The following is a 25,237-nucleotide window of genomic DNA, read 5'->3' as shown; positions in this document are numbered from 1 at the left end:
AACCGTCATGGTGAAGACACACAACCCGCCCGGATCCGCCGAGGGCCGGCACGACGACACCGCGGGCCGCGTGTACGGCGTTGCGCGAGGGAGTGCGCGCGGCTCCTCCGCCGTGCCGCCCGCCTCGGCCGCGCGCCGGCGCCGCAAGCCCAGGGCGACCGCCGGCTCGGGCCGGCTCGCGGCCCTGCTGGTCTCCCCGACGCTGCTGGTGCTGACGATCGTCGTCCTCTACCCGACGATCGTGGCACTGAAGGACTCGCTGTTCGGCACGCCGGGCCTCAACCCGAAGACCGGCTTCGTCAATGAGACCGACCCGTTCGTGGGGGCGCAGAATTACACCGACATCTTCGGTGCGGCCGGCGAGCGCTTCTGGAACGCCTTCTGGAACACCTCGTTCCTGACCGTCACCACGGTCGGCATGGAAACGGTGATCGGCGTGGCCATGGCGCTGATCATGAACCGCGCGTTCCAGGGCCGCGCACTCGTACGGGCCTCCATCCTGGTCCCGTGGGCCATCCCCACCGCCGTGACCGGTCTGCTGTGGCGCTGGATCTTCAACAGCAACGGCATCGCCAACGCCCTCATCGGGCAGCAGGTCCTGTGGACCACCGAGGGGTTCCACGCCAAGGTCGCCGTCATCATCGCCGACGTATGGAAGACCGCGCCCTTCATCGGCCTGCTCGTACTCGCCGGCCTCCAAGTGATCAACAAGGAGGTCTACGAGGCGGCAAAAATCGACGGGGCCGGCGCGGTACGCCAGTTCTGGAGCATCACCCTGCCGCTGGTCAAGCCCGCCCTGATGGTGGCCGTGCTCTTCCGGACGCTGGACGCACTGCGGATGTTCGACCTGCCGTACATCCTCATCGGCGCGCAGAAAGAGTCGGTGGAGACGCTGTCCATGCTCGCCCAGGACCAGGCCGCGAACGTGCGGTTCGGCCCGGCCGCCGCCTACGCGGTGATCCTCTTCCTCTACGTGTTCCTCATCGCGCTGGCCTTCGTCCGGCTGCTGGGCGCCAATGTCGTCGGCGACGACGACGCGGCACCCAAGCGCCGCCGCCGGTGGCTGCCCGTGCGTCGTCCCGCGGAGGTGGCGGCATGACCCTCTCACTGAACTGGCGCAAGTGGCTGCTGTACGCGGGGGTCGCCGCGGTCGTCGCCTACTGCCTGGCACCGTTCTACTGGATGCTGGTCTCCAGCCTGCGGCGTACCTCGGACATCTTCGAGAACTCGCCGCTCCCGACCCACCTCTCCTTCGAGAACTACCTCGCGGTCCTCGACCCGTCGCAGGCATTCACCCGGGCGCTGCTCAACAGCATCGTCGTCGCCGGCATCACCACCGTCCTCGCGCTGATCCTGGCCACCTTCACCGCGTACGCGATGGCCCGGCTGGAGTTCCGGCTCAAGCGGCTGGTGCTCACCCTGATCATCGCCACCTCGATGTTCCCCGTGGTCTCGATCGTGGTGCCGCTGCTGAAGATGTTCGTCGGCTTCGGCTGGATCAACACCTACCAGGCGATGATCGTGCCCAGCATGTCCTTCACCCTGCCGCTCGCGGTCTGGAACCTCACCGCGTTCTTCCGGCAGATGCCGCAGGAGCTGGAGCAGGCGGCCATGGTCGACGGCTGTACGCGCGGCCAGGCGTTCCGCAGGATCATCATCCCGCTGGCCGCGCCCGGCATGTTCACCACCGCGATCATCACCTTCATCGCGGCCTGGAACGAATTCCTCATCGCCCTGACGATGACGAACAAGCCGGAGATGCAGACCGCGCCGGTGGCCATCTCCAAGTTCTCCGGGGCGAGCCAGTTCGAGACGCCGTTCGGCAGCCAGATGGCGGCCGGCGTCCTCGTCACCGTCCCCCTCGTGATCATGGTGCTGCTGTTCCAGCGCCGGATCGTCGCCGGCCTGACCGCCGGTGCGGCCAAGTAACCCCGTTCTCCACATCATTGACGAGGAGTCAGTAGCTCTATGACCAGCACCGCACCGTGGTGGCGTGACGCCGTCATCTACCAGGTCTACATCCGCAGCTTCGCCGACGGGAACGGCGACGGCGTCGGTGACATCGCCGGTATCCGGTCCCGGCTGCCTTACCTCAAGTCCCTCGGAGTGGACGCCATCTGGATCAACCCGTGGTACAAGTCGCCGCAGGCCGACCACGGTTACGACGTGGCGGACTTCCGGGACATCGACCCGATATTCGGCACCGTCGCCGAGGCCGAGGCGCTGATCGAGGAGGCGCACGAGAACGGTATCCGCGTCATCCCGGACATCGTGCCCAACCACACCTCCGACCAGCACGTGTGGTTCCAGGCCGCGCTGGCCGCCGGGCCCGGCAGCCCGGAGCGGGAACGGTACGTCTTCCGGGAGGGCCGGGGTGCCGACGGCGCCGAGCCGCCCAACGACTGGGTCTCCTGCTTCGGCGGCCCGGCCTGGACCCGGCTGCCCGACGGGCAGTGGTACCTGCACCTGTTCGCGCCCGAGCAGCCCGACCTCAACTGGGAACACCCGGAGGTCCGGGCGGAGTTCGAGGACATCCTGCGGTTCTGGTTCAGCCGCGGCGTCGACGGCTTCCGCATCGATGTGGCCCATGGTCTGATCAAGCACCCCGAGCTGCCCGACCTGCCGCCGCGCCGGGACCCGGACGCGCCCGCCGCGAGCATCGACCACCCGCACTGGGACCGCGACGAGGTCCACGAGATCTACCGTGCCTGGCGCCGGGTGGCGGACGAGTTCCCCGGCGACCGCAAGTTCGTCGCCGAGGCATGGGCGCCCAACCCCGAGCGGCTGGCCCGCTACGTCCGGCAGGACGGCCTGCACACGGCCTTCAACTTCGACTATCTGATGACCAGTTGGGACGCGAAGGACCTGCGCGAGGTCATCGACACCTCGCTCGCCTCGCTCGGCTCCGTCGGCGCGCCGGCCACCTGGGTGCTGTCCAACCACGACGTCACCCGCCACCCCAGCCGCTTCGGCCGCAAGGTGGTGAAGAAGTGGGTCGCCAACGAGGTCTACCGGCCCGAAGGCCCGCTCGACTTTGAACTCGGTACGCGACGCGCCCGCGCGGCCGCCCTCCTGATGCTCTCCCTCCCCGGCGGCGCGTACGTCTACCAGGGCGAAGAGCTGGGCCTCCCGGAGGTCGAGGACCTGCCGGAGGACGTACTGCAGGACCCGTGCTGGGAGCGCTCGGGCCACACCGACCGCGGTCGTGACGGCTGCCGTGTGCCGATCCCGTGGTCGGGCGACGCGGCACCGTACGGATTCAGCCCCGACGGTGCCACCGGTGAGCCCTGGCTGCCGCAGCCCGCGCTGTGGAAGGACCACAGCGTCGCGGCGCAGACCGGCGACCCGGCCTCGATGCTGGAGCTGTACCGCCGGGCGCTGCGGCTGCGCCGCGACCTGCCGGCCCTCGGCGAGGGCGATCTGACCTGGCTGGAGGCCCCGGAGGGCGTGCTCGCCTTCCGCCGCGAGCCGGGCTTCGTGTGCGTGGTCAACCTCTCGCCCGAGCCGTACGAACTGCCCGCGCACTCCTCCGTGCTGCTGGCCAGCGGCACGGTCGAAGGTGGCGCGCTGGCTCCGGACCACGCGGTGTGGCTCGCGCTGTGACGGCCCGCCCGCTCCCCACCGCTTCCTCATCCAAGGAGTACTGACCGTGGAGTACCGCACCCTGGGCCCGAGCGGCTGCAGCGTCTCGGCGCTGGCCCTGGGCACCATGACCTTCGGCCACGAGACCGACGAGGCGGGCGCGCACGCCCAGTTGGACCGGTTCGTCGAAGCCGGCGGCACCCTCGTGGACACCGCCGACGTCTACACCGCGGGCGCGTCCGAAGAGATCATCGGACGCTGGCTCGCCGCCCGCCCCGCCGACATCACCGACCGCGTCGTCCTCGCCACCAAGGGCCGCTTCCCCATGGCCGAGGACCCGAACGGCGCCGGGCTCTCCCGCCGCCACCTGCACCGCGCGCTGGACGCCTCGCTGCGCCGGCTCGGCGTCGAGACGGTCGACCTGTACCAGGTGCACGCCTGGGACCCGCTCACGCCCATCGAGGAGACGCTCCGCTTCCTCGACGACGCGGTACGCCAGGGGAAGATCCATTACATCGGGCTGTCCAACTTCACCGGCTGGCAGCTCCAGAAGGCCGTCGACGTCGCCGACTTCCGGGGACTGGCTCGCCCGGTCACCCTCCAGCCGCAGTACAGCCTGCTCTCCCGCGAGATCGAGTGGGAGATCACGCCGGCCTGCGCCTCCGAAGGGCTCGGGCTGCTCCCGTGGAGCCCGCTCGGCGGCGGCTGGCTGACCGGCAAGTACCGCCGCGACGCCCGGCCCGCCGGCGCCACCCGGCTCGGCGAGAACCCGGAGCGCGGCGTCGAGGCGTACGACCGGCGCGGCGGCGTCGCGCGCACCTGGGCCGTCGTCGACGAGGTGCGCGCGGTGGCCGAGGAGCGCGGCGTCTCCATGGCGCAGGTCGCGCTGGCCTGGGTACGCGACCGTCCGGCCGTCACCTCGGTGATCCTCGGCGCACGGACCGTTGAACAATTGGACGACAACCTCGCGGCGGCCGGCCTGCGGCTGTCGGACGAGGAACGGGACCGGCTGGACAAGGTGAGCGACCCGGGCGCCGCCGACTACCCGTACGGCGGCCCGGGCCGGGAACAGCGCAGCCGGAAGGTGGCCGGCGGGCGCTGAGGAGCGGAAACGGAACGGCGGCCGGCGGGCCCGGAAGGCCCCGCCGGCCGCCATGTCGTCGTTCAGCGGCCCGACCTGCGGATGTCGACATCCGCCGCGCGGACGTAGCCGACCCGGTGGCCGACCTGGATCTCGTAGTACGCGTCCTTGCCGCGCACGACCACGTGCTTGCTCGTGTCGAACGTCGGTGCGTAGAAGTACTCGCCGAGCGTCCGGCCGCCGGCCGCGTAACGCTGGCCGGCCTTGAGGGTGTACGGGAGCGGCGAGACCGACTGGACCGGGACGCCGGCCGGGTAGGCGGCCTTCTCCGGGTAGGCCCGCCCGTAGACCGGGATCTCGGTCCTGCCCTCCTTCGGGACCGCCACCCAGCCCCTGGCGTCCACCGCCGTCGGCTCCTCGCCGGGGTTGTGGAACCACGCCTTCTGGCCGAGGTACCAGATCGCCGTCCAGTCGCCCTTCCGCTCCGCGACCGCGAACTGCTGGCCGGTGCTGGCGCGGGCGCCGGTGTCGTTCACCCCGGAGGTGGAGTCACCGCCCCCCGGGTGCAGCCCCTCGTCCTTGATCAGCGGAGCGTCCTCGTTGGGCGCCGAGTACAGGCGTACCGCGCCCGAGCCGTGCGCGGCGCACGGCTGGCCCGCCTTCTCGCAGCCGGTGTACGCGGGCTGGTTCTCCTCGTACTCCGGGCGGATGGTGACCAGGCCGCCGTGCGGCCCCGCGGTCGGCACCAGCGGCCTGCCCAGCAGGATGAAGTAGTGGTCCCAGTCCCAGTACGGCCCCGGGTCGGTGTGCATGCCCTTGATCGACGCGGTGGTGGTCCCCGGCACGTTGTCGTGCCCGAGGACGTGCTGCCGGTCCAGCGGGATGTCGTACTTCCGCGCCAGGTACCGCACCAGGCGCGCGGAGGTGCGGTACATCGCCTCCGTGTACCAGGCGTCCGGCGCCGCCAGGAAACCCTCGTGCTCCAGGCCGATGGAGCGGGAGTTGACGTACCAGTTGCCCGCGTGCCAGCCGACGTCCTTGGTCGGGACGTGCTGGGCGATCAGCCCGTCGGCGGACCGGAGGCTGTAGTGCCAGGACACATACGTCGGGTCCTGCACCAGCTTCAGGGTCGTCTCCCACGTCGCTTCCGTGTCGTGGATGACGATGTAGTCGACGGACTGATCCTCTGGGCGGTCCGCCAGGTCGTGGTTGCCGTAGTCGTCGTCGCCGAGCTCCTGGTACGGCGCGGGCACCGACTCGCACGCCACCTCGGACGGGCACTCGGTGTTCCCGGACGGCGCCTCGCGCAGGCCCAGTACACGGGTCTGGGCGCGGTCCGGCGTCAGGCCCGGGGACTTGGCGAGGGTGACGCGCTGGCCGGCGTCGGTCGTCCGGGACGCGCCGTCGCGCAGCACGTCGTACACCTGGTCGGCGAAGACGGTGGCGCTCTTCGCCTCGCTCGCGCCCGAGTAGCGGGCCACCGCGGCGTACCAGTCGGCGGGGTCGGCGCTCGCCTTCAGGCCGAGCCTGCGCTGCTGGTCGGCGAGGAGGGCCGCGCCGCCGCTGACGTTCGCCGCGGCGCTCTCGCGCAGCTCACGCGCGGACAGGCCGGTGAGCGCCGCGGCCTTCGGCAGGGTCCGCAGCCGCGCCGGCAGCGCCGAGGTCTTCGGCAGCGCCGCCTCGGGGGTCTTGCGGGGGCGCGCGTCGTCGCCGCGGGCGTCCTCGGTGCCCTCGCTGTGGTGCGGCGCCTCCCGGGCGAGCGCGGTCCGCGCGTCGGTGAGGTGCATCGGGCCGTAGCCGCCGGCCACGCTGGGCGCGCCCTGGTGCCCGTCCCAGCGGGACTCCAGATAGGCGACGCCCAGCAGCACGCTCTGCGGCACGCCGTACCGGGCGGACGCGTCGGCGAAGGCTCGCTGCAGCGAACCGGCGTCCGAGCCCGCGGTGGCGGTGGGCGCGGCCGAGACCAGTGGCAGAAGGAGGGCGGCCACCGCGACGGCGGTACCGGCCCTCCTCGTCGTGCTGCGGGGGGTTCGGGGGGCGTCGCGTCTGGCGACGCCGACAGGGGCGGATCCTCGCAATGCAGCCTCCTCGGGCCGGCCCGTACCGGGCGGTGTGGCGGATGGTGCGCCGTTGGGCGTGCGGGAACCTGTCAAGAGGTATCGGTTCACCGACGATCCGTCAATCACCCCGCGACCGGCCGATTTCGCAGGTCGGCGCGGGGCCTGAGAAGTTTTCGCGCACCGGGCGCCGGGCCTGGGACGCGTCAGTGGAATGGACCAATGCCGGAGGGAACGCCGGGCCGTGCACCGCTCGGAATCCGCACCGCCACAGGGTGCGTGAGGGTGATGCCCCGGAGCGCGCCACCGTACGCCACCCTGGCGCGGCAGAGCGCGCCCCGGAGAGCGGCGCGGCACATACGGGAGCGGTGCGCCGCTACGGGAGCGGTGCGCCTCGGCCTCGAAGCGCGCATACGAGAGCGGCGCGCCCCAGCACAGGCGCGCCGCTCCGTTTCCCCCGTCTTTCCCCCGTCGGCGGATCAGCGGGTACCGACCGCCGCCCGTACCGCACGCCGCGCCATCTGGGCGTCGTCGTGCAGCCGCCGCAGCAGCAGGCGCTGTTCCTCGCCCGCCGCGGGCGCCCCCGGCTGTCCCTGACCGGTGGAACCGGGCGGTACTTCCTCCCGCATGGTCCGCTGTACCGCGGTCTCGTAGCGCCGGATCTCCCGGGTCAGTACCAGCATCAGGTTGACCAGGAAGGAGTCCCGGGCGGCGGGGCCCGCGGCCTGCGCGAGCTGGCTGATCTGGCGGCGTGCGACCGGTGCGTCCCCGAGCACCGACCACAGGGTCGCCAGGTCGTAGCCCGGCAAGTACCAGCCGGCGTGCTCCCAGTCCAGCAGGACCGGGCCGGCGGGCGAGAGCAGGACGTTGTTCAGCAGTGCGTCGCCGTGGCAGAACTGGCCGGGGGAGTGCGCGATGCCGTGCATCAGCTTCTGCAGGTCGCCCAGGTCCCGGTCGGTCAGCAGACCGAGGTCGTGGTACCGGCCGATGCGGTTCGCGTAGTCCAGGGGGGCGTCGAACATCCCGGCCGGCGGGCGCCAGAGGTTGATCCGGCAGATCGCCCCGAGGGCGGCCCGGACGTCCGCACGCGGCGGCCCGTCCGTGGGATGCCGCTGCACGGCGGCGACCCGGCCGGGCATGCGTTCGACGACCAGTGTGCAGGCGTCAGGGTCCGCGGCGACCAACCTCGGCACGCGCACCGGTGGACGGTGGCGTACGAAGGCGCGATACGCAGCTATTTCGTGCCGGAACCGCTCGACCCACGCCGGCGAGTGGTCCAGTAAACACTTCGCCACCGCGGTCGTGCGCCCGGTCGTGCCGACGAGAAGGACGGACTTCCCGCCCCGCCGCAGCACCTGGACGGGATTGAACTCCGGACAGATGCGCTGCACCGAGGCGACCGCCGCGCGCAACTGCGCGCCCTGGGGGCCGGACAAATCGAGTCTCCCGCTGAGCGGTTGTGGTGCTGCTCCCTGGGGGCGCCGGAGGCGGCCGCCCGGAGGCCCGGCGGCCATTCCCGAGGAGTGAGCGGGATCGAGGTACGGACCGCTGCCCGTGGGCTGCGGGCGGTACGGCCGGGGCGGGGCGGTCGCGGCGGACGATGCTGCGTACATGGGTGGATGAGGTCCCTTCGTGCGCCGACGAGTGGCGTTGCGCCACCGGCCCGGTGAGGGTTGCGACACCCTGGGGAATGCGTTTCCGCCACCGGGCCGGGGGCTGCGTCTCTACAGAACACTCGACTACGGGTGGCAGACCATCTGGCGCACCCTGGCGAACCCTGGCGAATGCTCGCCCGGCACATGACGGCCGGTTACTGTCAACTCAGTCGAGGAACCTGGGGGCTTGACGTGAACAGGGAGCCGAACACCCGTCTCGCGGACCTTTTCCAGCTCGCCGGCTGGTCGAAGGGCGAGCTGGCGAGGTTGGTCAACCGGCAGGCGGCGGCCATGGGCCACCCGCAGCTGGCGACCGACACGTCCCGAGTCCGGCGCTGGATCGACATGGGGGAGACCCCGCGTGATCCGGTGCCGAAGGTCCTGGCATCCCTGTTCACCGAGCGCCTCGGCCGTGTCGTAACCACCGAGGACCTCGGCTTCGCACGCTCAGGGCGCGCGGGGAAGCGGCAGGGCGCCGACGGCCTGCCGTGGCCGCCCGACCGTACGGCTGCGGTCCTCACGGAATTCACGGGAATGGACCTCATGCTCAACCGACGCGGCTTGGTGGGCGCGGGCGCGGCGCTCGCCGCCGGATCCGCGCTCAGCAGCGCCATGTACGACTGGCTGCACGCCGACCCGGCCCTGGCAGCCGACGCACCCCGTATCGACAACCCCCTCGGCTCGCATACCCTCGACCAGGCCGGCCTGGACCGCTATGAAGCGGCCCCCGTGGGCTCCCAGGAGATCGACGCACTGGAACGCTCGGTGGAGGTCTTCCGCGCCTGGGACGCGTCCCGCGGCGGCGGGCTGCAGCGCAAGGCCGTGGTGGGCCAGCTCAACGAGGTGGGCGGGATGCTCGCCTACCGCCACCCCGAGCACCTCCAGCGGCGGCTGTGGGGCGTGGCGGCCAACTTGGCCGTCCTGGCCGGCTGGATGTCCCACGACGTGGGCCTGGAGCCCACCGCACAGAAGTACTTCGTCATCGCCGCGCACGCGGCCCGTGAAGGCGGCGACCGCCCCCGGGCCGGAGAGGCGCTGTCCCGGGCGGCGCGCCAGATGGTCCACCTGGGCCGCCCGGACGACGCCCTGGACCTGATGAAGCTCGCCCAGTCCGGCTCCGGCGACGAGACCCTGCCGCGCACGCGTGCGATGCTGCACACGATCGAGGCGTGGGCGCAGGCGTCGAAGGGCCATGGGCAGGCGATGCGGCGCACCCTCGGCGAGGCCGAGGAGCTGTTCGTCTCGGACAAGCGGGACGTGCCGCCGCCCAGTTGGATGCAGAACTTCGACGAGGCGGATTTGCACGGCATGGAGGCACTGGCGTATCGCACGCTCGCCGAGCACGACCCCAAGGCCGCCAAGGTCGCCCAGGGGCACGCGCGGCAGGCGCTGGCGCTGCGCAGGGAGGGTTACCAGCGCTCGCAGATCTTCGACTATCTCTCGATGGCTTCCGCCCTGTTCATCGCCAATGATCCCGAACAGGCGGACCGGTACGCCCGGCTGGCACTGATGTCGATCGGGGAGAACTCCTCGCACCGCACCTGGGACCGGCTGCGCGAGATGTACCGCCTGACCGGGCAGTACGCCGACTGCGCCAAGGTCCAGGACCTGCGCGAGGAGATCAGGCTCGCCCTGCCGAAGCAGAAGAAGCCGAAGGACCGCAACGGGCAGGTCTGAACGGCCGCCGGACCACCGCGGGAGACGCTGCCCCCAAGACCTCGGGGCGGTTTCCCTTGGCTGTGTGTGCCGTGTGCGCCGTGTGTGCCGTCGGCCGCGCTGACGACTGTGCTGAAGGTGTGCTGACACGTGTCAGGCGCCGGTCAGCCGTTCGGTCAGCTGTCAGCCATCGCTCAGCTGTCAGTCACCGGTCTGCCGTCAGTCACCGATCCTGGCGATCAACACGCACGCGTCGTCCTCCCGTTCGGCGTTGCCGAACTCCTCGACGACGATACGGACGCTGTCCTGCGCGCTCCGCGCCGCCGCGAACCGGGGGGCGAGGGCGAGCAGCCGCTCAGCGCCTTCATGCGTGCTGTCCGCGTCGGGCGTACGGCGCCGGGGCACCAGCCCGTCGGTGTACAGCACGAGCAGGTCGCCGGGCTCCAACTGCACGCTGCGCTGCGTGTACACGGCCCCGGAGGTCGCGCCCAGCAGTACGCCCTCCGGCGGCTGCAGCGCCCGTCCCCGCCCGTCCCGGAACAGCAGCGGCGCGGGGTGCCCGGCCTGCGCCCAGTCCAGCCTGCGGGTGGCCGGGTCGAAGCGGCAGCACACCGCGCTGCCCAGGGCGGGCTGCGCGGAGGTGTCCAGGAGTTGGTTGAGGTAGCCCATCAGGGGGCCCGGCTCCTGGCCCGAGACGGCCATGCCGCGCAGCGCGCCGAGCAGCATCGCCATGCCCGACGTGGCGGTCACGCCGTGCCCGGTGAGGTCGCCGGCGCTCAGCAGCGTGCGCCCGTCGGGCAGCTGCAGCGCGTCGTACCAGTCGCCGCCGACGAGGGCGCTGGAGCCGGAAGGGAGGTAACGCGCGGCGAGGTCCAGGGCGACCGGGCCGCCGTGCGGGAACCGCAGGGAGCCGCGCCACGGCGGCAGCACGGCTTCCTGCAGCTCGACCGCAAGCCGGTGTTCGGTCTGCGCGATGTGCCGTTGGCGCTGCAGCGAGTCACGGGTCTCGCGCACCGCCCTCTGGCTGCGGCGCAGCTCGCTGACGTCCCGCAGTACGGCCCACATGCAGGCCGTGCTGCCGTCGGCGTCGAGCACCGGCTCGCCCACCATGTGCACCGTGCGCACGCTCGTGTCGGGGCGCACGATGCGGAATTCGCCGTCGATCGGCTTGCCGTCCACCAGGCAGTCCGTGACCATCGCGGTCACGAGGGGCTGGTCGTCGGCGAAGATCAGGGAGGGCAGCTCGTCCAGGGTGAGCGGCCCGTCGGCGGGCTCCCGGCCGAAGATCCCGAACAGCTCTTCGGACCAGCTCGCCTCGTCGGTGAGGAGATTCCACTCGGCGCTGCCCACGCGGGTCAGGAGCGAGCCGCGGGCGTGCGCCTCGGGGTCGGGGCCGGGCGGGGCCGCGGGATGCGACAGGGGCTCGTCCAGGCCGTCCAGGGGCCCCGTCGGCAGTCCCTCTCTGAGCTGGTCCAGATGGCCACCGAGGTCGTCGAGGTGGTGGACCGCGAGGTCGCACAGCGCCCGCTGCCAGCGCAGCCGGGCGTCCTCGTCCGGGTGACCCTCGGCCGCGGCCTCGCGGCGCACGGCGTCCAGACTGCCACGGAGCCGGCGTGCCTGCGAGATGAGTGCGTCGACCGCGCCGCGCTCGGGCGGCTGCGCGTGATGATGGTCCGCGAAGAGATGGGACGGCATGACGTACTCCGATATCAGGCGGCGCGCGGCCATGTCTGTGGCCTCGTCGGCCATGTCTGATGGAAGGGCCGGTAACGACTGTTGCACAGGCTGCGACCGCGCGTAAGGGATTTGGCATGACCCGATACGGTGGTGCGCATGGCATATGCCCCCGGCTGCGCGTCGGTAACCCGCCCGGGCGCTGCGGAATCGGTCGCTCCGGGCTAGGCTTCGGCCGCCGTACGGCAGTCGTTCCGCCGATCCACCCTGGGGAACGACGCATACGGCCCGCGGACACCGGCAAGAATGCCGGTCAGCGGAAATCCCGTTGCCAGCCAGTCCCCCGCACCGGATGCTGACCTCATGTTCGATCCAGACATAGCGCCCAGTGGCACCCTGCTCGGCCTCCTCCAGCGAGGCCGCGGCGACGGGACCCTGCATGCCTTGGCGGCGCCCCGGGCCGAGGCCCTGGCCGCCCTCAACGACAGCGTGCTGCGCGACCCCCGGCGCGACTGGCAGCTGGAGAACCGCTCGCTGTACTACGCACGCCTCTACATGCAGCTCGACGGCGGCCTCGAAGAGATCGAACGGCACCTCTTCCACCCCGACGACCGCACGGACACCCGCGAGGAGCGCACCGGCCTCGCGCTCTCCGTCCTGGGCCACCTCGCCTCCTACGGGCGCGACGCCGCGCTGCTCCTGTTGCGCAGCTACGCCGCGGTCGGCGGCAACTGGCGCTGGGCCCTGGACGAGCTCGCCCTGCGCGACGACGACGAGGGCCTGCTCTCCTTGGCGCCCGCCGTCCTGGCCCGGTTCCCGGAGACCCCCGAGGGCGAGGCCGAGCTGGCCGCTGCCGTACGGGACGCGTTCGAGCCCCGGCCCTGGCGGCTGTGGGCCGAGGACGCCCGGTACGGAGCCCGGGTCCGCGCCGCGGGCGAGCAGGGCTCTTTTGACCGCTGGCAGCGCCAGCTCACGCCGAGCGGCCCGCGCCCCGGCTGGAGCGTCCGCGAGATCCTGCAGTGGGCCGAGGACGGCCGTGCCGAGCGGCCCGCCGAGTGGCGGACCGGCGCGGCGGCGCGCTGCCTGGGCGCGGTGGCCGGCCCCGAGGACCGCCCCCAGCTGCTGGCGGCCGCCCGCAGCGGTCCGGACGCCGCCCGCGCGGCTGCCCTGCGTCACCTTGCCGAGCGGGGCGACCCCGAAGCGCTCGACCTGATCGAGGACGCCGCCTCCGACCCGCTCGCCTGCCCGGAGCTCGTCGAGGCAGCGACCGGCGCGTTCTGCCGTATGCGCTCCGTGGCGGCCGTCGAACGCGCCCGTGTGTGGGCCCGCCGCCCGGACCGGCTGGGCGCCGTGGCCGCCGCGCTGCTGGCCCGCCGAGGCGGCAGCCGGGACGCCGACACGGTGCTCGCCGTGCTCCGCAGGACCGTGCAGGCCGAGGGCCCGGACGCGGCTGGCCTGTGGGAGCTGGCCGACGGCGCCGGACGGCTCGGCGTCGAGTGCGCCGCGCCCGTACTGCGCCACATCTACCGCGAGACCTCCTCCTCCCACCTGCGCGGCCGGGCCGCCGCCGCGCTGGCGGCCACCGACCCCGGCTTCGCCGCGGGCTTCGCCGTCGAGTGCCTGTGGGACTGCGAGGAGACCACCCGCGAGCTCGCCGCCCGTACGGCCGCGACCGGCGACGCCCGCGTCGTCGAACAGCTCCGCCGGCTCGCCGCCGACCCCGCCGAGGAGACCGAGGTCCAGACCGCCGTACGGGGCCGGATCGGCCCGGACGCGGCGGAGGTCTGACGGGCGCGCCGCGCTACGGGGGCGGAGCGCCGCCCTACGGGGGACTAGGACACCGCTCTACGAAGAACGGGGGGCCGCCCTCGGGGCCCGTGTGCCGCCCTCCTTCATATGGCGCGTCGTCGTCCTCCGTACGACGTGCTGCCGACCCCCACCGGACGCTGCCGACCGCCGTATCGAGTGCGCGGCCGTGGACGCTCCTACGGGATAGGGCGCAGCCGATACGGGCAGAGAACAGCAGTACGGAACCACCGCACCGCCTTCGTGCCGAGCGCGGTTCGCCCGCGGCCGCACGAGGCCCCGCGTCGTCGCGTCCCAGGAGGCAGCAGGAGATGACCCGGCAGGCAGCGCACCTTCCCGCGGTGTCCGACGAGGTGCACCGGGCGCTCGGCGCCGGGCGCCCCGTGGTCGCGCTGGAGTCGACGATCTTCACCCACGGGCTTCCCCGGCCGCGCAACCTCGCCATCGCCCGCGAGGCCGAGGAGATCCTGCGCGCCGCCGACGTGGTGCCGGCCACGACCGGCGTGGTGGCGGGCGTCCCCACCGTGGGCCTCTCCGACGCCGACATCGAGCGGCTGTGCACCGCGGACGGCGTGGCCAAGGCGAGCGTCCGCGACCTGCCGGGCGCGATCGCCACCGGCCGGGACGCCGGGACGACGGTGGCCGCCACCTCTCACCTCGCCCACCTCGCGGGCGTCCAGGTCTTCGCGACCGGGGGCCTCGGCGGGGTGCACCACGGGGCGCGCACCAGCTTCGACGAGTCGGCGGACCTGGTGACTCTCGCCCGGACCCCGGTGACGGTGGTCAGCGCGGGGGTGAAGTCGGTGCTGGACATCGGGGCGACCCTGGAGCGCCTGGAGACGCTGAGCATCCCGGTCGTCGGCTACCGCACGCGCCGCTTCCCCGGCTTCTACGTCGCCGACTCGGGCCACGGGATCGACACCTCGGCGGAGTCGCCCGAGGAGATCGCCGCGATGATCCGGGCCCGGGACGCGCTCGGCCTCCGCTCCGCGCTGCTCGTCGCCAATCCGGTACCACGTGACCGCCAGCTCGATCCGCAGCTGCACGAGCGGGTGCTATCCGAGGCGTGGGACGCGGCAGCGCGAGAGGGCGTCTCAGGGGCCGCCACGACGCCGTTCCTGCTGGACCGCATCCGCCGCGCGACCGGCGGCCGCAGCCTGGACGTCAACGCCGAGGTCTACCGCAACAACGTCACCGTCGGTGCCGCGATCGCGCGGGCCGCCGCCGGCTGAGCAACGGAGGGGGCGGGGCCGTGCTCGGAGTCCTCGGGGATCTGCTGGAAGACCATGTGGTGTGGCTGCGTGAGCCGTTGCGGGCGGCCTCGGACACCGAGGTGACCATGTACCGCGTGCGCGGCGGCAGCGCGGCCAACGTGGCCGCGTTCGCAGGGGAGCGGCACCCCACCCGGTTCATCGGCTGCGTGGGCGCCGACCCCGAGGGCGACCGGCTCGTGGCGGAACTGGCGGCGCACGGCGTCGACGTCCGCGTCCAGCGCGCCGGGCGGACCGGCAGCGTCGTGGTACTGATCGACCCGGCCGGCGAACGCACGATGCTGCCGTACCGGGGCGCGGCCACGCTCCTGGAGCCGGTCGCCCCGGAGTGGACCGACGGCCTCGCGCACCTGCACGTACCGGCGTACGCGTTCACCGGTGAGCCGGCCGGGACGGCGGCGGCCGACGCGCTGCGCCGTACGGCCGCGCGCGGCGGGACGGTCTCCGTCGACGCGTCGTCGACCGGGATGCTGCGCGCCTACGGGGAGCGGCGGTTCCTGCGACTGCTCGGCACTCTGGCGCCGCATGTCCTCTTCGCCAACCGCGCCGAAGCGGAGGCGCTGGCGCGCGGGGGCGGCGGGGCGGGCTCGGACGGCGCCGACCTGCGTGCCCTGGCGGGCAGGCTGCCCCGCACCACCGTGATCGTCAAGGACGGTGCCCGCCCGACCACAGTGTTTGCCCCTGGCCACCCGCCCTTGCGGATCGCCGTGCCGCCGGTCGACGGCGTCCGTGACCTCACCGGCGCCGGTGACGCGTTCGCCGCGGGCTACCTCACCGCCCGCCTGACAGGCGCCGGCATCCGTGCGGCGTGCGCGGCCGGGCACGCCACAGCAGCGCGGGTCCTGCGCACACCGGGGGCGTCGGCCTGACACCGAGGCCCTCGAGGGGCCCGACGACGGAACGCTCATGGGACGTTCCCCCGTAGGAAAGATCCCCGTGGCCCGGTCCACGCCCGGCCCGCCGACAACACGGGTATGCGTGTCGCCATCGTCACCGAATCCTTCCCGCCCGACGTCAACGGCGTCGCACACTGCACCCTGGAAACCGCCCGGCACCTGGTGCGGCGCGGCCACGAACCGCTGGTCGTCGCCCCGGCAGCGGCCCAGGACCCGGCGGCCGGGCGGACCCCGCCGTGCCCGGTCGTCCGGGTGCCCTCGCTGCCGCTGCCCGGATACCCGCAGGTACGGGTGGCGCTGCCGGGCCGCCGGCTGGCCGCCGCGCTCGTTGCGCACCGGCCCGACCTGGTCCACCTCGCGAGCCCCTTCGTGCTCGGCGTGCGCGGCATGGCGGCCGCGTCCCGGCTGGGCGTGCCGGCCGTCGCCGTGTACCAGACCGACCTGGGGCGCTACGCCCGCACGTACCTCGGCGCCGGCACCGGGGCGGCCTGGCGGCGGCTGCGCGCCGTGCACACCGCGGCGGACCGCACCCTCGCCCCCTCCACCGCCGCCGCCCGGGAGCTGGCCGAGCACGGTGTGCCCCGGGTGCGCCTGTGGCCGCGCGGGGTGGACTCCATGCGCTTCCACCCGGCCCGCCGCGACGAGGTGCTGCGCAGTTCGCTGGCCGCCGGGCGCGAGGTGCTCGTCGGGTACATCGGGCGGCTCGCCCCGGAGAAGGAGGTCGGGCTGCTCCGGGAGGCGGCGTGGCTTCCCGGGGTGCGGACCGTCGTGATCGGAGACGGGCCGAGCGCCCCGGGGCTGCGCGCGGCGCTTCCCGAGACGCGCTTCCTCGGCCGCCGCACCGGGGACGAACTGGCCCGGCTCTTCGCCAGCCTCGACGTCTTCGTGCACACCGGGCCGTACGAGACCTTCGGGCAGACCGTGCAGGAGGCGATGGCCAGCGGGGTGCCGGTGGTGGCGCCCGCGGCGGGCGGCCCGCTGGACTTGGTGACCCACGGGCGCACCGGGCTGCTCGTACCGCCCGGCGACGCCACCGCGGTCCGCGACGCGGTGCAGGTGCTCGCCGGCAATCCGGAGCTGCGCGCCGCCTACGGGGCGGCGGCCCGGGCAGCGGTCGCGGACCGCACCTGGGAGGCGGTCGGCGACCGGCTGCTGGCGCACTACGAGGACGTACTGGGACAACGGGAGGCGGTGGCGGCATGAGCAGCACGAGGCGCGACGGTACGGAGGACAGCGGTACGGAGCGCGGTACGGCGTACGCGGGAACGGGGCACCACGGGGACACGGGCCATGGGGGCACGGGCCGCGAGGGCCTCCGGATCGTCCGCCTCGCCAACTTCGTCACCCCGTCGTCGGGCGGGCTGCGCACGGCGCTGCGCGAACTGGGCGAGGGCTACCGGGCGGCCGGCCACGACCCGGTCCTCGTCGTCCCGGGCCCGGCCGCGAGCGACGAACACACCGCACAGGGGCGGGTGATCACCCTCCCGGGCCCGACGCTGCCCGGCACCGGCGGCTACCGCGTCCTCACCGGCCGGGCGCGCCTGGAACGCCTGCTGCACACCCTCGCGCCGGACCGCCTGGAGGTCTCCGACCGCACCACCCTCCGCTGGACCGGCGAGTGGGCCCGGCGGGCCCGGGTGCCGGCGGTGATGGTCTCCCACGAGAGCGTCGACGGCGTGCTGCACACCTGGGGCGTGCCCCGCCGCGCCGCCCGTTGGGTCGGTGACCGGCTCAACTCCCGTACGGCCCACGCCTACAGCCGCGTCATTTGCACGACCGAGTGGGCGGCCGCCGAGTTCACCCGGACCGGCGCGCGCAACGTCGTCACCGCGCCGCTCGGCGTCGACCTGGCCCGTGCCCACCCCGGCTGCCGCAGCCAGGAGCTGCGCCGGCGGATCGGCGGCGGCGCGTCCGCCGTGCTCCTGCTGTGCTCCCGGCTGTCGGTCGAGAAGCGCCCGGGAAGGGCCCTGGAGGCCCTCTCGCGGCTCCGCGCTGACGGGGTGGACGCTGCCCTGATCGTGGCCGGTGACGGCCCGCTGCGCGCCCGCCTGGAGACCCGGGCCCGCGCCGAGCGTCTGCCGGTGGCCTTCCTCGGCCACGTCGCCGGCCCCGGCGCGCTCGCCGCGCTCCAGGCCAGTGCCGACGTCCTCCTGGCACCGGGCCCCGCCGAGACCTTCGGCCTCGCCGCCCTGGAGGCACTGGCCTGCGGCACACCGGTCGTGGCCAACGCGGGCTCCGCCCTCGCCGGGCTGATCGGCCCCGCGGGCGAGACCGCGCTCGACGACGGCGACAGCATCGCCGCCGCCGTACGGCGCGTCCTGGCCCGCCCCGAAGGGCCGCGCCGCACCACGGCTCGCCGCCGCGCCGAGCACTTCGGGTGGCACACCGCGGTCAACGCCTTCCTCACGGCCCACGACGCGGCCCCGCTCGCCGTTCCGCTGGCACAGGGCGCGCTGGGCTGACGGCTGATCGGCGTTGCGGCGCGGCGGGCTCACCCGGGAGCCGCGCGCACCGAGGGTCCCGCCGCGCGCGCCGGTCCGTTGTCACAATGGCCGCATGACGGGACGCTGGGAGTTCTGGATCGACCGTGGCGGGACCTTCACCGATGTGGTGGCACGACGGCCGGACGGCGCGCTGGTCACCCGGAAGCTGCTCTCGCACCACCCCGAGCGGTACGACGACGCGGCCGTCGCCGGAGTCCGTGAGGTGCTGGGGCTGGGCCCCGGGGAGCCGGTGCCTGCCGAGCGGGTGGCCGTCGTCAAGATGGGCACCACCGTGGCCACCAACGCCCTCCTGGAGCGCAAGGGCGAGCCCACCGTGCTCGTCACCACGCGCGGTTTCAAGGACGCGCTGCGCATCGCGTACCAGAACCGGCCCCGGCTGTTCGACCGGCACATCGTGCTGCCGGACGCGCTCTACGACCGGATGATCGAGGTACCGGAGCGCGTGGACGCGCACGGGGAGACGGTCACGCCCCTCGACGCGGACGCGGCCCGGGAAGCGCTGGCCGCAGCGTACGAAGCGGGCTTCCGCAGCGCCGCCGTCGTGCTGCTGCACGGCTACCGCCACCCCGCCCATGAGAAGCAGCTCGCCGAGCTGGCCACGGAGGCGGGGTTCACGCAGGTGAGCTGCTCGCACGAGGTGAGCCCGCTGATGAAGCTCGTACCGCGCGGCGACACCACCGTGGTGGACGCCTATCTGTCGCCCATCCTGCGGCGCTACGTGGAGGAGGTCGCCGCACAACTCCCCGGTATCCGGCTGATGTTCATGCAGTCCAATGGGGGGCTGCGGCAGGCGGAGCACTTCAGGGGGAAGGACGCGGTGCTCTCCGGGCCGGCCGGCGGTGTCGTGGGCATGGTCCGGTCCGCCGCCGAGGCCGGGCACGACAAGGTGATCGGCTTCGACATGGGCGGCACGTCCACCGATGTGTCGCACTACGCGGGCGAGTTCGAGCGGGTCTTCGGCAGCGAGGTCGCGGGCGTCCGGATGCGCGCACCCATGATGAACATCCACACGGTCGCGGCCGGCGGCGGCTCCGTCCTGCACTTCGACGGCCGTCGATACCGGGTGGGGCCCGACTCGGCGGGCGCCGTCCCCGGGCCCGCCTGTTACCGCCGCGGTGGCCCGCTCACCGTCACCGACGCCAACGTCATGCTCGGCCGTATCCAGCCCGCGCACTTCCCCGCGGTGTTCGGGCCGCACGGCGACCAGCCGCTGGACCCGGAGGAGGTGCGCGAGCGCTTCGAAGTGCTCGCGCGGGAGGCGGAGCGGGCGGTGGGCGACCGGCGCGGTCCGGAGGAGGTCGCCGCCGGGTTCCTGGACATCGCCGTGCTGAACATGGCCAACGCGGTCAAGAAGATCTCCGTGCAGCGCGGCCACGACGTCACCCGGTACGCGCTCACCAGCTTCGGCGGCGCGGGCGGCCAGCACGCCTGCGCGGTCGCCGACGCGCTCGGCATCGGCACGGTGATCGTCCCGCCGTTGGCCGGCGTGCTCTCCGCGTACGGGATCGGCGTCGCCGACGCCACCGCGATGCGCGAGCAGTCCATCGAGGCCGAGCTGACGGCCGGCGCCATGGACGGCGTCCGTGCCACCTGTGACGACCTCGCGGCGCGTACCCGTGAGGAGCTCCGCGCCGACGGCGTGCCCGAGGAGAGCATCACCACCCGGGCCCGCGTCGTCCTCCGGTACGCGGGCACCGACGCGGGCATCCCCGTGCCGCTGGCCGACGCCGACGACATGGCGGCCGAGTTCGCGCGCGTCCACCGGGCCCGGTACGCCTTCACCATGGACAAGCCGCTGATCGCCGAGGCGGCCTCCGTGGAGGCCGTGGGCGCGGCCGGCGGCACCGCGGGGCACCGCAGCCTCGCAGCGGACCGGGAGGGCGAGCTGCGGCCGCTGGACACGGTGCGGATGTTCGTCGAGGGGCGGCGCCGGGAGACCCGGCTGTACCGCCGGGCGGACCTGCGGCCCGGTGACGCCGTGACCGGGCCCGCGATCGTCGTCGAGGACGACGCGACGACTGTGGTGGACCCCGGCTGGCAGGCGGCCGCGGGCGACCACGGGCACCTGCTGCTCACCCGGGTCGAGGCGCGTCCGGAGCGCACGGCCGTCGGTACCGCCGCCGACCCGGTCATGCTGGAGGTCTTCAACAGCCTCTTCATGGCCATCGCCGAGCAGATGGGCGTCCGGCTCGAACACACCGCGCACTCCGTGAACATCAAGGAGCGGCTCGACTTCTCCTGCGCGCTCTTCGACGCCGCCGGCAATCTGATCGCCAACGCACCGCACATCCCCGTCCACCTGGGCTCGATGGGGGAGTCCATCAAGGAGGTGCTGCGGCGGCGCCGGGACGACATGCGCCCCGGAGACGTGTACGCGATCAACGATCCGTACCACGGAGGAACGCACCTCCCCGATGTCACGGTCGTCACCCCCGTGTTCGACGAGCGGGACGAAGAGCTGCTCTTCCTGGTGGCCTCCCGCGGCCACCATGCCGAGATCGGCGGCATCACGCCGGGCTCCATGCCCGCCTTCAGCCGCACGATCCAGGAGGAGGGCGTCCTCTTCGACAACTGGCTGCTCGTACGGGACGGCAGGCTGCGCGAGGAGGAGACGCGGCGGCTGCTCACCGAGGGGCCGTACCCCTCGCGCTCCCCGGATGCCAACATCGCCGACCTCCGGGCGCAGATCGCCGCCAACGAGAAGGGCATCAGGGAACTGCACAAGATGATCGGGCAGTTCGGCCTCGAGGTGGTGCGTGCCTACATGGGCCACGTGCAGGACAACGCCGAGGAGTCGGTGCGCCGGATCATCGCCGGGCTCGCCGACGGCTCCTTCCGGTACGAGACCGACAGCGGCGCGGAGATCCGGGTCGCGCTGACCGTGGACCGGGAGGCGCGCAGCGCGGTGCTCGACTTCGCCGGTACCTCGCCCCAGCAGCCCGGCAACGCCAACGCGCCCAGCTCCGTGGTGATGGCCGCCGTCCTGTACGTCTTCCGCACCCTGGTCGCCGAGGACATCCCGCTCAACAGCGGCTGCCTCAAGCCCATCGAGGTGCGCATCCCGGAGGGCTCGATGCTCGCGCCGGTCTTCCCGGCCGCCACGGTCGCCGGGAACGTGGAGACCTCCCAGGCGGTCACCGGCGCGCTCTACGGGGCGCTGGGCGTCCAGGCCGAGGGCTCGGGCACGATGAACAACGTCACCTTCGGGAACGACCGTGTGCAGTACTACGAGACGGTCGCCAGTGGCTCGGGTGCGGGCGACGGCTTCCATGGTGCCGACGCCGTGCAGACCCACATGACCAACTCCCGCCTCACCGACCCCGAAGTGCTGGAGTGGCGCTATCCGGTACGGGTGGAGGACTTCTCCGTACGGGAGGGCAGCGGCGGCCGCGGACGGTGGCACGGCGGCTGCGGGGTCATCCGCCGCATCCGCTTCCTGGAGCCGATGACGGTGGCGTTGCTGACCGGGCACCGCAGGGTGCCGCCGTACGGCATGGCGGGCGGCGGACCGGGCGCACCGGGCGAGAACCGCGTGGAGCGCGCGGAGGGCGGCACGGAGCGGCTGGAGGGCTGCGACGTGGCCGAAGTGGGCGCGGGTGACGTGCTGGTGCTCCGCACACCGGGCGGGGGCGGATACGGGCCGCTGCGGCGCTCGTAAGCCCGCGCAGCACGGCAGTTAAGTTTTCTGAGTTGCTGTGCAAGAAGTCTTGTCCCGGGGGCCGGTGGGTCTTAGGTTCCCGGGCATGGCACACGAGACCGCCGACGAGCGGCACGAGCCCGACGACGTTCCCGTAGGCCACCGGCTCCGCGCCCTGAGGCGCGCCCGGCGGCGCACCCTGCGGGCCGTCGCCGGCGCCGCCGGGATCAGCGAGGGGTACCTCAGCCAGGTAGAACGCGGCATCGCCAACCCGAGCATCGCCACGCTCCAGCAGATCGCCGCCGCGCTCGGCCTGAAGATGGGCGACCTCTTCGCCGCGGACTACACGACCGGGCCGCGCGTCCTGAAGGCGGCCGCGGCGCCGAGCCTGACCTTCGGGGTGCTGGGGCGCAAGTTCCGGCTCACCCCGGGCCCGCAGCACCACCTGGAGGCGTTCCTCGGCGAGTTCGAGCCCGGCGGGTCGACCGGCGACCGGCCCTACACGCACGGCGACTCCGAGGAGTTCCTCTACGTGCTGGAGGGCGAGGTCGAACTGCACCTGGAGGGCGAGCACTTCGCCCTCGGGCCCGGCGACAGCATCCGGCACAGCAGTGCCGTCCCCCACAAGCTCGTGGAGACCGGAGGCAACGGCGCCAGAGTCCTGTGGGTGATCAGCCCGCCCAGCTACTGAGCGACGGAGGTCGCGATGACGTTGAACGGCAACATCTCCTTCTGGTACCGCCAGACCGGCGTTCCCCGCCGGCGTGACCCCCTGGACGGCCCGGCCGACGCCGACGTGTGCATCGTCGGCGCCGGCTTCACCGGACTGTGGACCGCGTACTACCTCAAGAAGGCCGACCCGGGCCTGCGCATCGTCGTCCTGGAGCGGGAGTTCGCGGGCTTCGGGGCCTCGGGGCGCAACGCCGGCTGGCTCAGCGGCAAGATCGCCGGTTCCCCCGCGGTGTACGCACGGGAGCGCGGGCCGCAGTCCGTACGGGAGCTGCAGCGGGCCATGAATGCCACGGTGGACGAGGTCATCGCGGTCGCCGGGGCCGAGGGCATCGAAGCCGACATCGTCAAGAGCGGCTACCTGACCGTGGCCCACCGGCCCGCCCAGTTGCCGCGCCTGCGCGCCGCACACGAGAAGTCCGTGCACTGGGGCAACGCGGACGAAGTCCTGCTCTCGGGGCGCGAGGTGCGCGACCGTATCGATGTGGCCGGCGCACTGAGTGGCGTGCACAACCCGCACTGCGCCCGTGTCCACCCGGCCAAGCTGGTACAGGGCCTCGCCCGGGCGGTCGCGGCCCTCGGGGTGACGATCCACGAGTCCACGCCTGTCACCCGCATCGCACCGGGGCGCGCCGAGACGCCCTTCGGGACGGTGCGGGCGCGCCGCGTCCTCCGGGCCACCGAGGGATTCACCAGCGACCTGTACGGAGAGCGCCGCACCTGGTTGCCGATGAACTCCTCCATGGTGGTCACCGAGCCGCTGCCCGAAGAGGCGTGGAAGGCCATCGGCTGGGACGGGCACGAACTGCTCAGCGATCTCACGCACGCCTACACGTATGCGCAGCGCACCGCCGACGGCCGCATCGCGATCGGCGGACGCGGCGTCCCATACCGCTTCGGGTCCCGCGTGGACCGGGACGGCCGGACCAGCCCGAAGACGGTACGGGCGCTGCGCGACACCCTGGCCCGGCTGCTGCCCGCGACCGCCGGCGCGCGGATCGACCACGCCTGGTCGGGCGTGCTGGCCGTGCCGCGCGACTGGTGCGCGTCGGTGTCCTTCGACCGGCGTACGGGGCTGGGCTGGGCCGGCGGCTACGTCGGGCACGGCGTCGCGGCGACCAACCTGGCCGGCCGCACCCTGCGGGACCTCGTACTGGAACGGGACACCGAGCTGACCCGGCTGCCGTGGACGGGCCACCGGACGCGCGGCTGGGAGCCGGAGCCGGCCCGCTGGCTCGGCGTGCACGGCATGTACGCCGCCTACCGGGCGGCGGACCGCAGCGAGGCCGCGCGCCGCACCACCACCGCACCGATCGCGAAGATCGCCGACCGCATCTCGGGACGCTGACATGGACGCCACCACTTCGCAGTCCGCCAGATCCGTCGTCCACGAGGGCGACAGCCGTACCGCGCGCCGCGCGGGGCTCGCCTCGTTCATCGGCACCACCATCGAGTGGTGCGACTTCTACATCTACAGCACCGCGTCCGCGCTGGTCCTGGGGAAGCTGTTCTTCCCGGCGACCTCCTCGGGCACCGGGATGCTGGCCTCCTTCGGGACGCTGTGGCTGGGCTTCCTGGCGCGTCCCATCGGGGGCATCGTCTTCGGGCACCTCGGGGACCGCATCGGCCGCAAGAAGACCCTCGTGACCACGCTCCTCATGATGGGCGTCGCCACCACCCTCATCGGACTGCTGCCCACGTACGGCAGCGTCGGAATGCTGGCCCCCGTACTGCTCATCGTGCTGCGCATGGTGCAGGGCGTGGCTGTCGGTGGGGAGTGGGGCGGCGCGGTGCTCATCGCGTCCGAACACGCCCCCAAGGGCCGCGGGCTGTCCTTCGGGGCGTTCGCCCAGCAGGGCTCGCCGGCCGGCTCCATCCTGGCCACGCTGAGCTTCGCGCTGCTCACCCAGCTACCGGACGCGTCGTTCGACGCGTGGGGCTGGCGGCTCCCGTTCGTCTTCTCGGCGCTGCTGGTGATCGTCGGGCTGGTGATCCGGCTGCGGGTGGCGGAGTCCCCGGAGTTCACCCGGCTGCGCACGAAGCGGGAGGTGGCCCGCGTACCGCTCGGCGAGGTGCTGCGGCGTCACCCGGGCACGCTGGTACTGGGCGTGCTGGCGAGCTCCATCGGGATCGCGGCGACCTACTTCATCACCACGTTCATCCTCTCCTGGGCCACCGGTGATCTCGGCTTCGACCGCTCCACCATGCTGAACGTGCTGCTGGTCTACAGCGTCGTGCAGTTCCTGGCACAGCCGCTGGGCGTGATCCTGGCGGAACGGTTCGGCACCGCTCGTACGGTCGGCACCCTGCTGACGCTCAACTTCCTCCTGGTGCCGGTCATGTACGCCCTGGTCGCCACGGAGAACGCGGTCGCCGCCGGGTTCGGCATCTCGCTGCTCGGGGTGACCGGCGCGATGAATTACGCGATCCTGGCGGGCCTGCTCGCCCAGGCGTTCCCCGCCCGCGTCCGGTACACCGGCATCTCGCTGTCGTACCAACTGTGTTCCGCGCTGATCGGCGGCACGGCCCCGCTGGTGGGGGAGTGGCTGTTCACCTCCAGTGGCGGCTCCATCGTGCCGGTCGCGGTCTACCAGATGGCGCTCGTCGTGGTGTCGCTGGTCTGCTCGCTGGTCGTCCTGGCCCGCAGCGCGCGCACGGCCGAGGCGTAGCGCGACCGGCCGGAGAAAGG

The 25,237-nt window shown here is 73.1% G+C and carries 17 protein-coding genes; 14 read left to right on the top strand and 3 right to left on the bottom strand.

What is annotated here, in order from left to right; all coding sequences use genetic code 11:
* The first annotated feature begins 7 nt into the window (after positions 1-7).
* The 4 genes from IG84_RS0130515 to IG84_RS0130500 are packed head-to-tail and all read left to right on the top strand — an operon-like array spanning position 8 to position 4,684.
* Positions 8-1,099, top strand: coding sequence for a carbohydrate ABC transporter permease (locus tag IG84_RS0130515; RefSeq protein ID WP_078649580.1), 1,092 nt, complete (start codon positions 8-10; stop codon positions 1,097-1,099).
* A complete protein-coding gene (locus IG84_RS0130510) occupies positions 1,096-1,929 on the top strand; it encodes a carbohydrate ABC transporter permease (protein ID WP_031064146.1) in 834 nt (277 codons plus the stop codon). The genes IG84_RS0130515 and IG84_RS0130510 overlap by 4 nt, the downstream gene beginning before the upstream one ends.
* Positions 1,930-1,968: 39 nt before the next feature.
* The gene (locus IG84_RS0130505) at positions 1,969-3,603 is read left to right on the top strand and encodes a glycoside hydrolase family 13 protein (RefSeq protein ID WP_031064144.1); all 1,635 of its coding nucleotides are present in this window, start codon (positions 1,969-1,971) and stop codon (positions 3,601-3,603) included.
* A 46-nt stretch (positions 3,604-3,649) separates the two neighbouring features.
* Positions 3,650-4,684 (top strand): aldo/keto reductase, encoded by a 1,035-nt coding sequence (locus IG84_RS0130500; protein ID WP_031064141.1) that lies wholly within the window; start codon positions 3,650-3,652, stop codon positions 4,682-4,684.
* A 62-nt stretch (positions 4,685-4,746) separates the two neighbouring features.
* Here the strand turns inward: IG84_RS0130500 and IG84_RS0130495 are convergent, their stop codons facing one another.
* A complete protein-coding gene (locus IG84_RS0130495) occupies positions 4,747-6,741 on the bottom strand; it encodes an N-acetylmuramoyl-L-alanine amidase (protein ID WP_031064138.1) in 1,995 nt (664 codons plus the stop codon).
* Between the two features lie 458 nt (positions 6,742-7,199).
* Positions 7,200-8,333 carry an aminoglycoside phosphotransferase family protein gene (locus tag IG84_RS0130490; protein ID WP_031064135.1) on the bottom strand — a complete coding sequence of 378 codons (1,134 nt, stop codon included), beginning with the start codon at positions 8,331-8,333 and terminating at the stop codon, positions 7,200-7,202.
* A gap of 234 nt (positions 8,334-8,567) precedes the next feature.
* On the opposite strand from IG84_RS0130490, the gene IG84_RS0130485 reads away from it, so the two are divergent.
* Positions 8,568-10,052, top strand: coding sequence for a DNA-binding protein NsdB (locus IG84_RS0130485; RefSeq protein WP_031064131.1), 1,485 nt, complete (start codon positions 8,568-8,570; stop codon positions 10,050-10,052).
* A gap of 198 nt (positions 10,053-10,250) precedes the next feature.
* On the opposite strand, the gene IG84_RS0130480 is transcribed toward IG84_RS0130485, so the two are convergent.
* Positions 10,251-11,726 carry a PP2C family protein-serine/threonine phosphatase gene (locus IG84_RS0130480; RefSeq protein ID WP_031064128.1) on the bottom strand — a complete coding sequence of 492 codons (1,476 nt, stop codon included), beginning with the start codon at positions 11,724-11,726 and terminating at the stop codon, positions 10,251-10,253.
* Between the two features lie 342 nt (positions 11,727-12,068).
* On the opposite strand from IG84_RS0130480, the gene IG84_RS0130475 reads away from it, so the two are divergent.
* The 9 genes from IG84_RS0130475 (at position 12,069) to IG84_RS0130435 (ending at position 25,217) form a co-directional block, all read left to right on the top strand.
* A complete protein-coding gene (locus IG84_RS0130475; protein ID WP_031064125.1) occupies positions 12,069-13,493 on the top strand; it encodes a hypothetical protein in 1,425 nt (474 codons plus the stop codon).
* Between the two features lie 329 nt (positions 13,494-13,822).
* Positions 13,823-14,743 carry a pseudouridine-5'-phosphate glycosidase gene (locus IG84_RS0130470; protein WP_031064122.1) on the top strand — a complete coding sequence of 307 codons (921 nt, stop codon included), beginning with the start codon at positions 13,823-13,825 and terminating at the stop codon, positions 14,741-14,743.
* 20 nt (positions 14,744-14,763) lie between these two features.
* A complete protein-coding gene (locus tag IG84_RS0130465) occupies positions 14,764-15,651 on the top strand; it encodes a carbohydrate kinase family protein (protein WP_031064117.1) in 888 nt (295 codons plus the stop codon).
* A 105-nt stretch (positions 15,652-15,756) separates the two neighbouring features.
* Complete coding sequence (locus IG84_RS0130460) at positions 15,757-16,881, top strand: glycosyltransferase family 4 protein (protein ID WP_031064115.1); 1,125 nt, start codon at positions 15,757-15,759, stop codon at positions 16,879-16,881.
* On the top strand, positions 16,878-18,140 hold the full coding sequence (locus IG84_RS0130455; protein WP_078649578.1) for a glycosyltransferase: 1,263 nt from the start codon (positions 16,878-16,880) through the stop codon (positions 18,138-18,140). The genes IG84_RS0130460 and IG84_RS0130455 overlap by 4 nt, the downstream gene beginning before the upstream one ends.
* Before the next feature lie 94 nt (positions 18,141-18,234).
* Entirely contained in the window at positions 18,235-21,840 is a 3,606-nt protein-coding gene (locus tag IG84_RS0130450; RefSeq protein WP_031064108.1) for a hydantoinase B/oxoprolinase family protein, read from the top strand.
* 85 nt (positions 21,841-21,925) lie between these two features.
* A complete protein-coding gene (locus IG84_RS0130445) occupies positions 21,926-22,510 on the top strand; it encodes an XRE family transcriptional regulator (protein ID WP_051862649.1) in 585 nt (194 codons plus the stop codon).
* Positions 22,511-22,525: 15 nt separating this feature from the next.
* A complete protein-coding gene (locus tag IG84_RS0130440; protein ID WP_031064102.1) occupies positions 22,526-23,896 on the top strand; it encodes an NAD(P)/FAD-dependent oxidoreductase in 1,371 nt (456 codons plus the stop codon).
* A gap of 1 nt (position 23,897) precedes the next feature.
* Positions 23,898-25,217 carry an MFS transporter gene (locus IG84_RS0130435; protein ID WP_051862647.1) on the top strand — a complete coding sequence of 440 codons (1,320 nt, stop codon included), beginning with the start codon at positions 23,898-23,900 and terminating at the stop codon, positions 25,215-25,217.
* Positions 25,218-25,237 lie beyond the last annotated feature (20 nt).

The organism is Streptomyces ochraceiscleroticus, from assembly GCF_000720485.1.
GTDB classification, from domain to species: Bacteria; Actinomycetota; Actinomycetes; order Streptomycetales; family Streptomycetaceae; genus Streptomyces; species Streptomyces ochraceiscleroticus.
The sequence above is the reverse complement of the archived record's forward strand: the minus strand, read 5'-3'. Positions and strand labels throughout refer to the sequence as shown.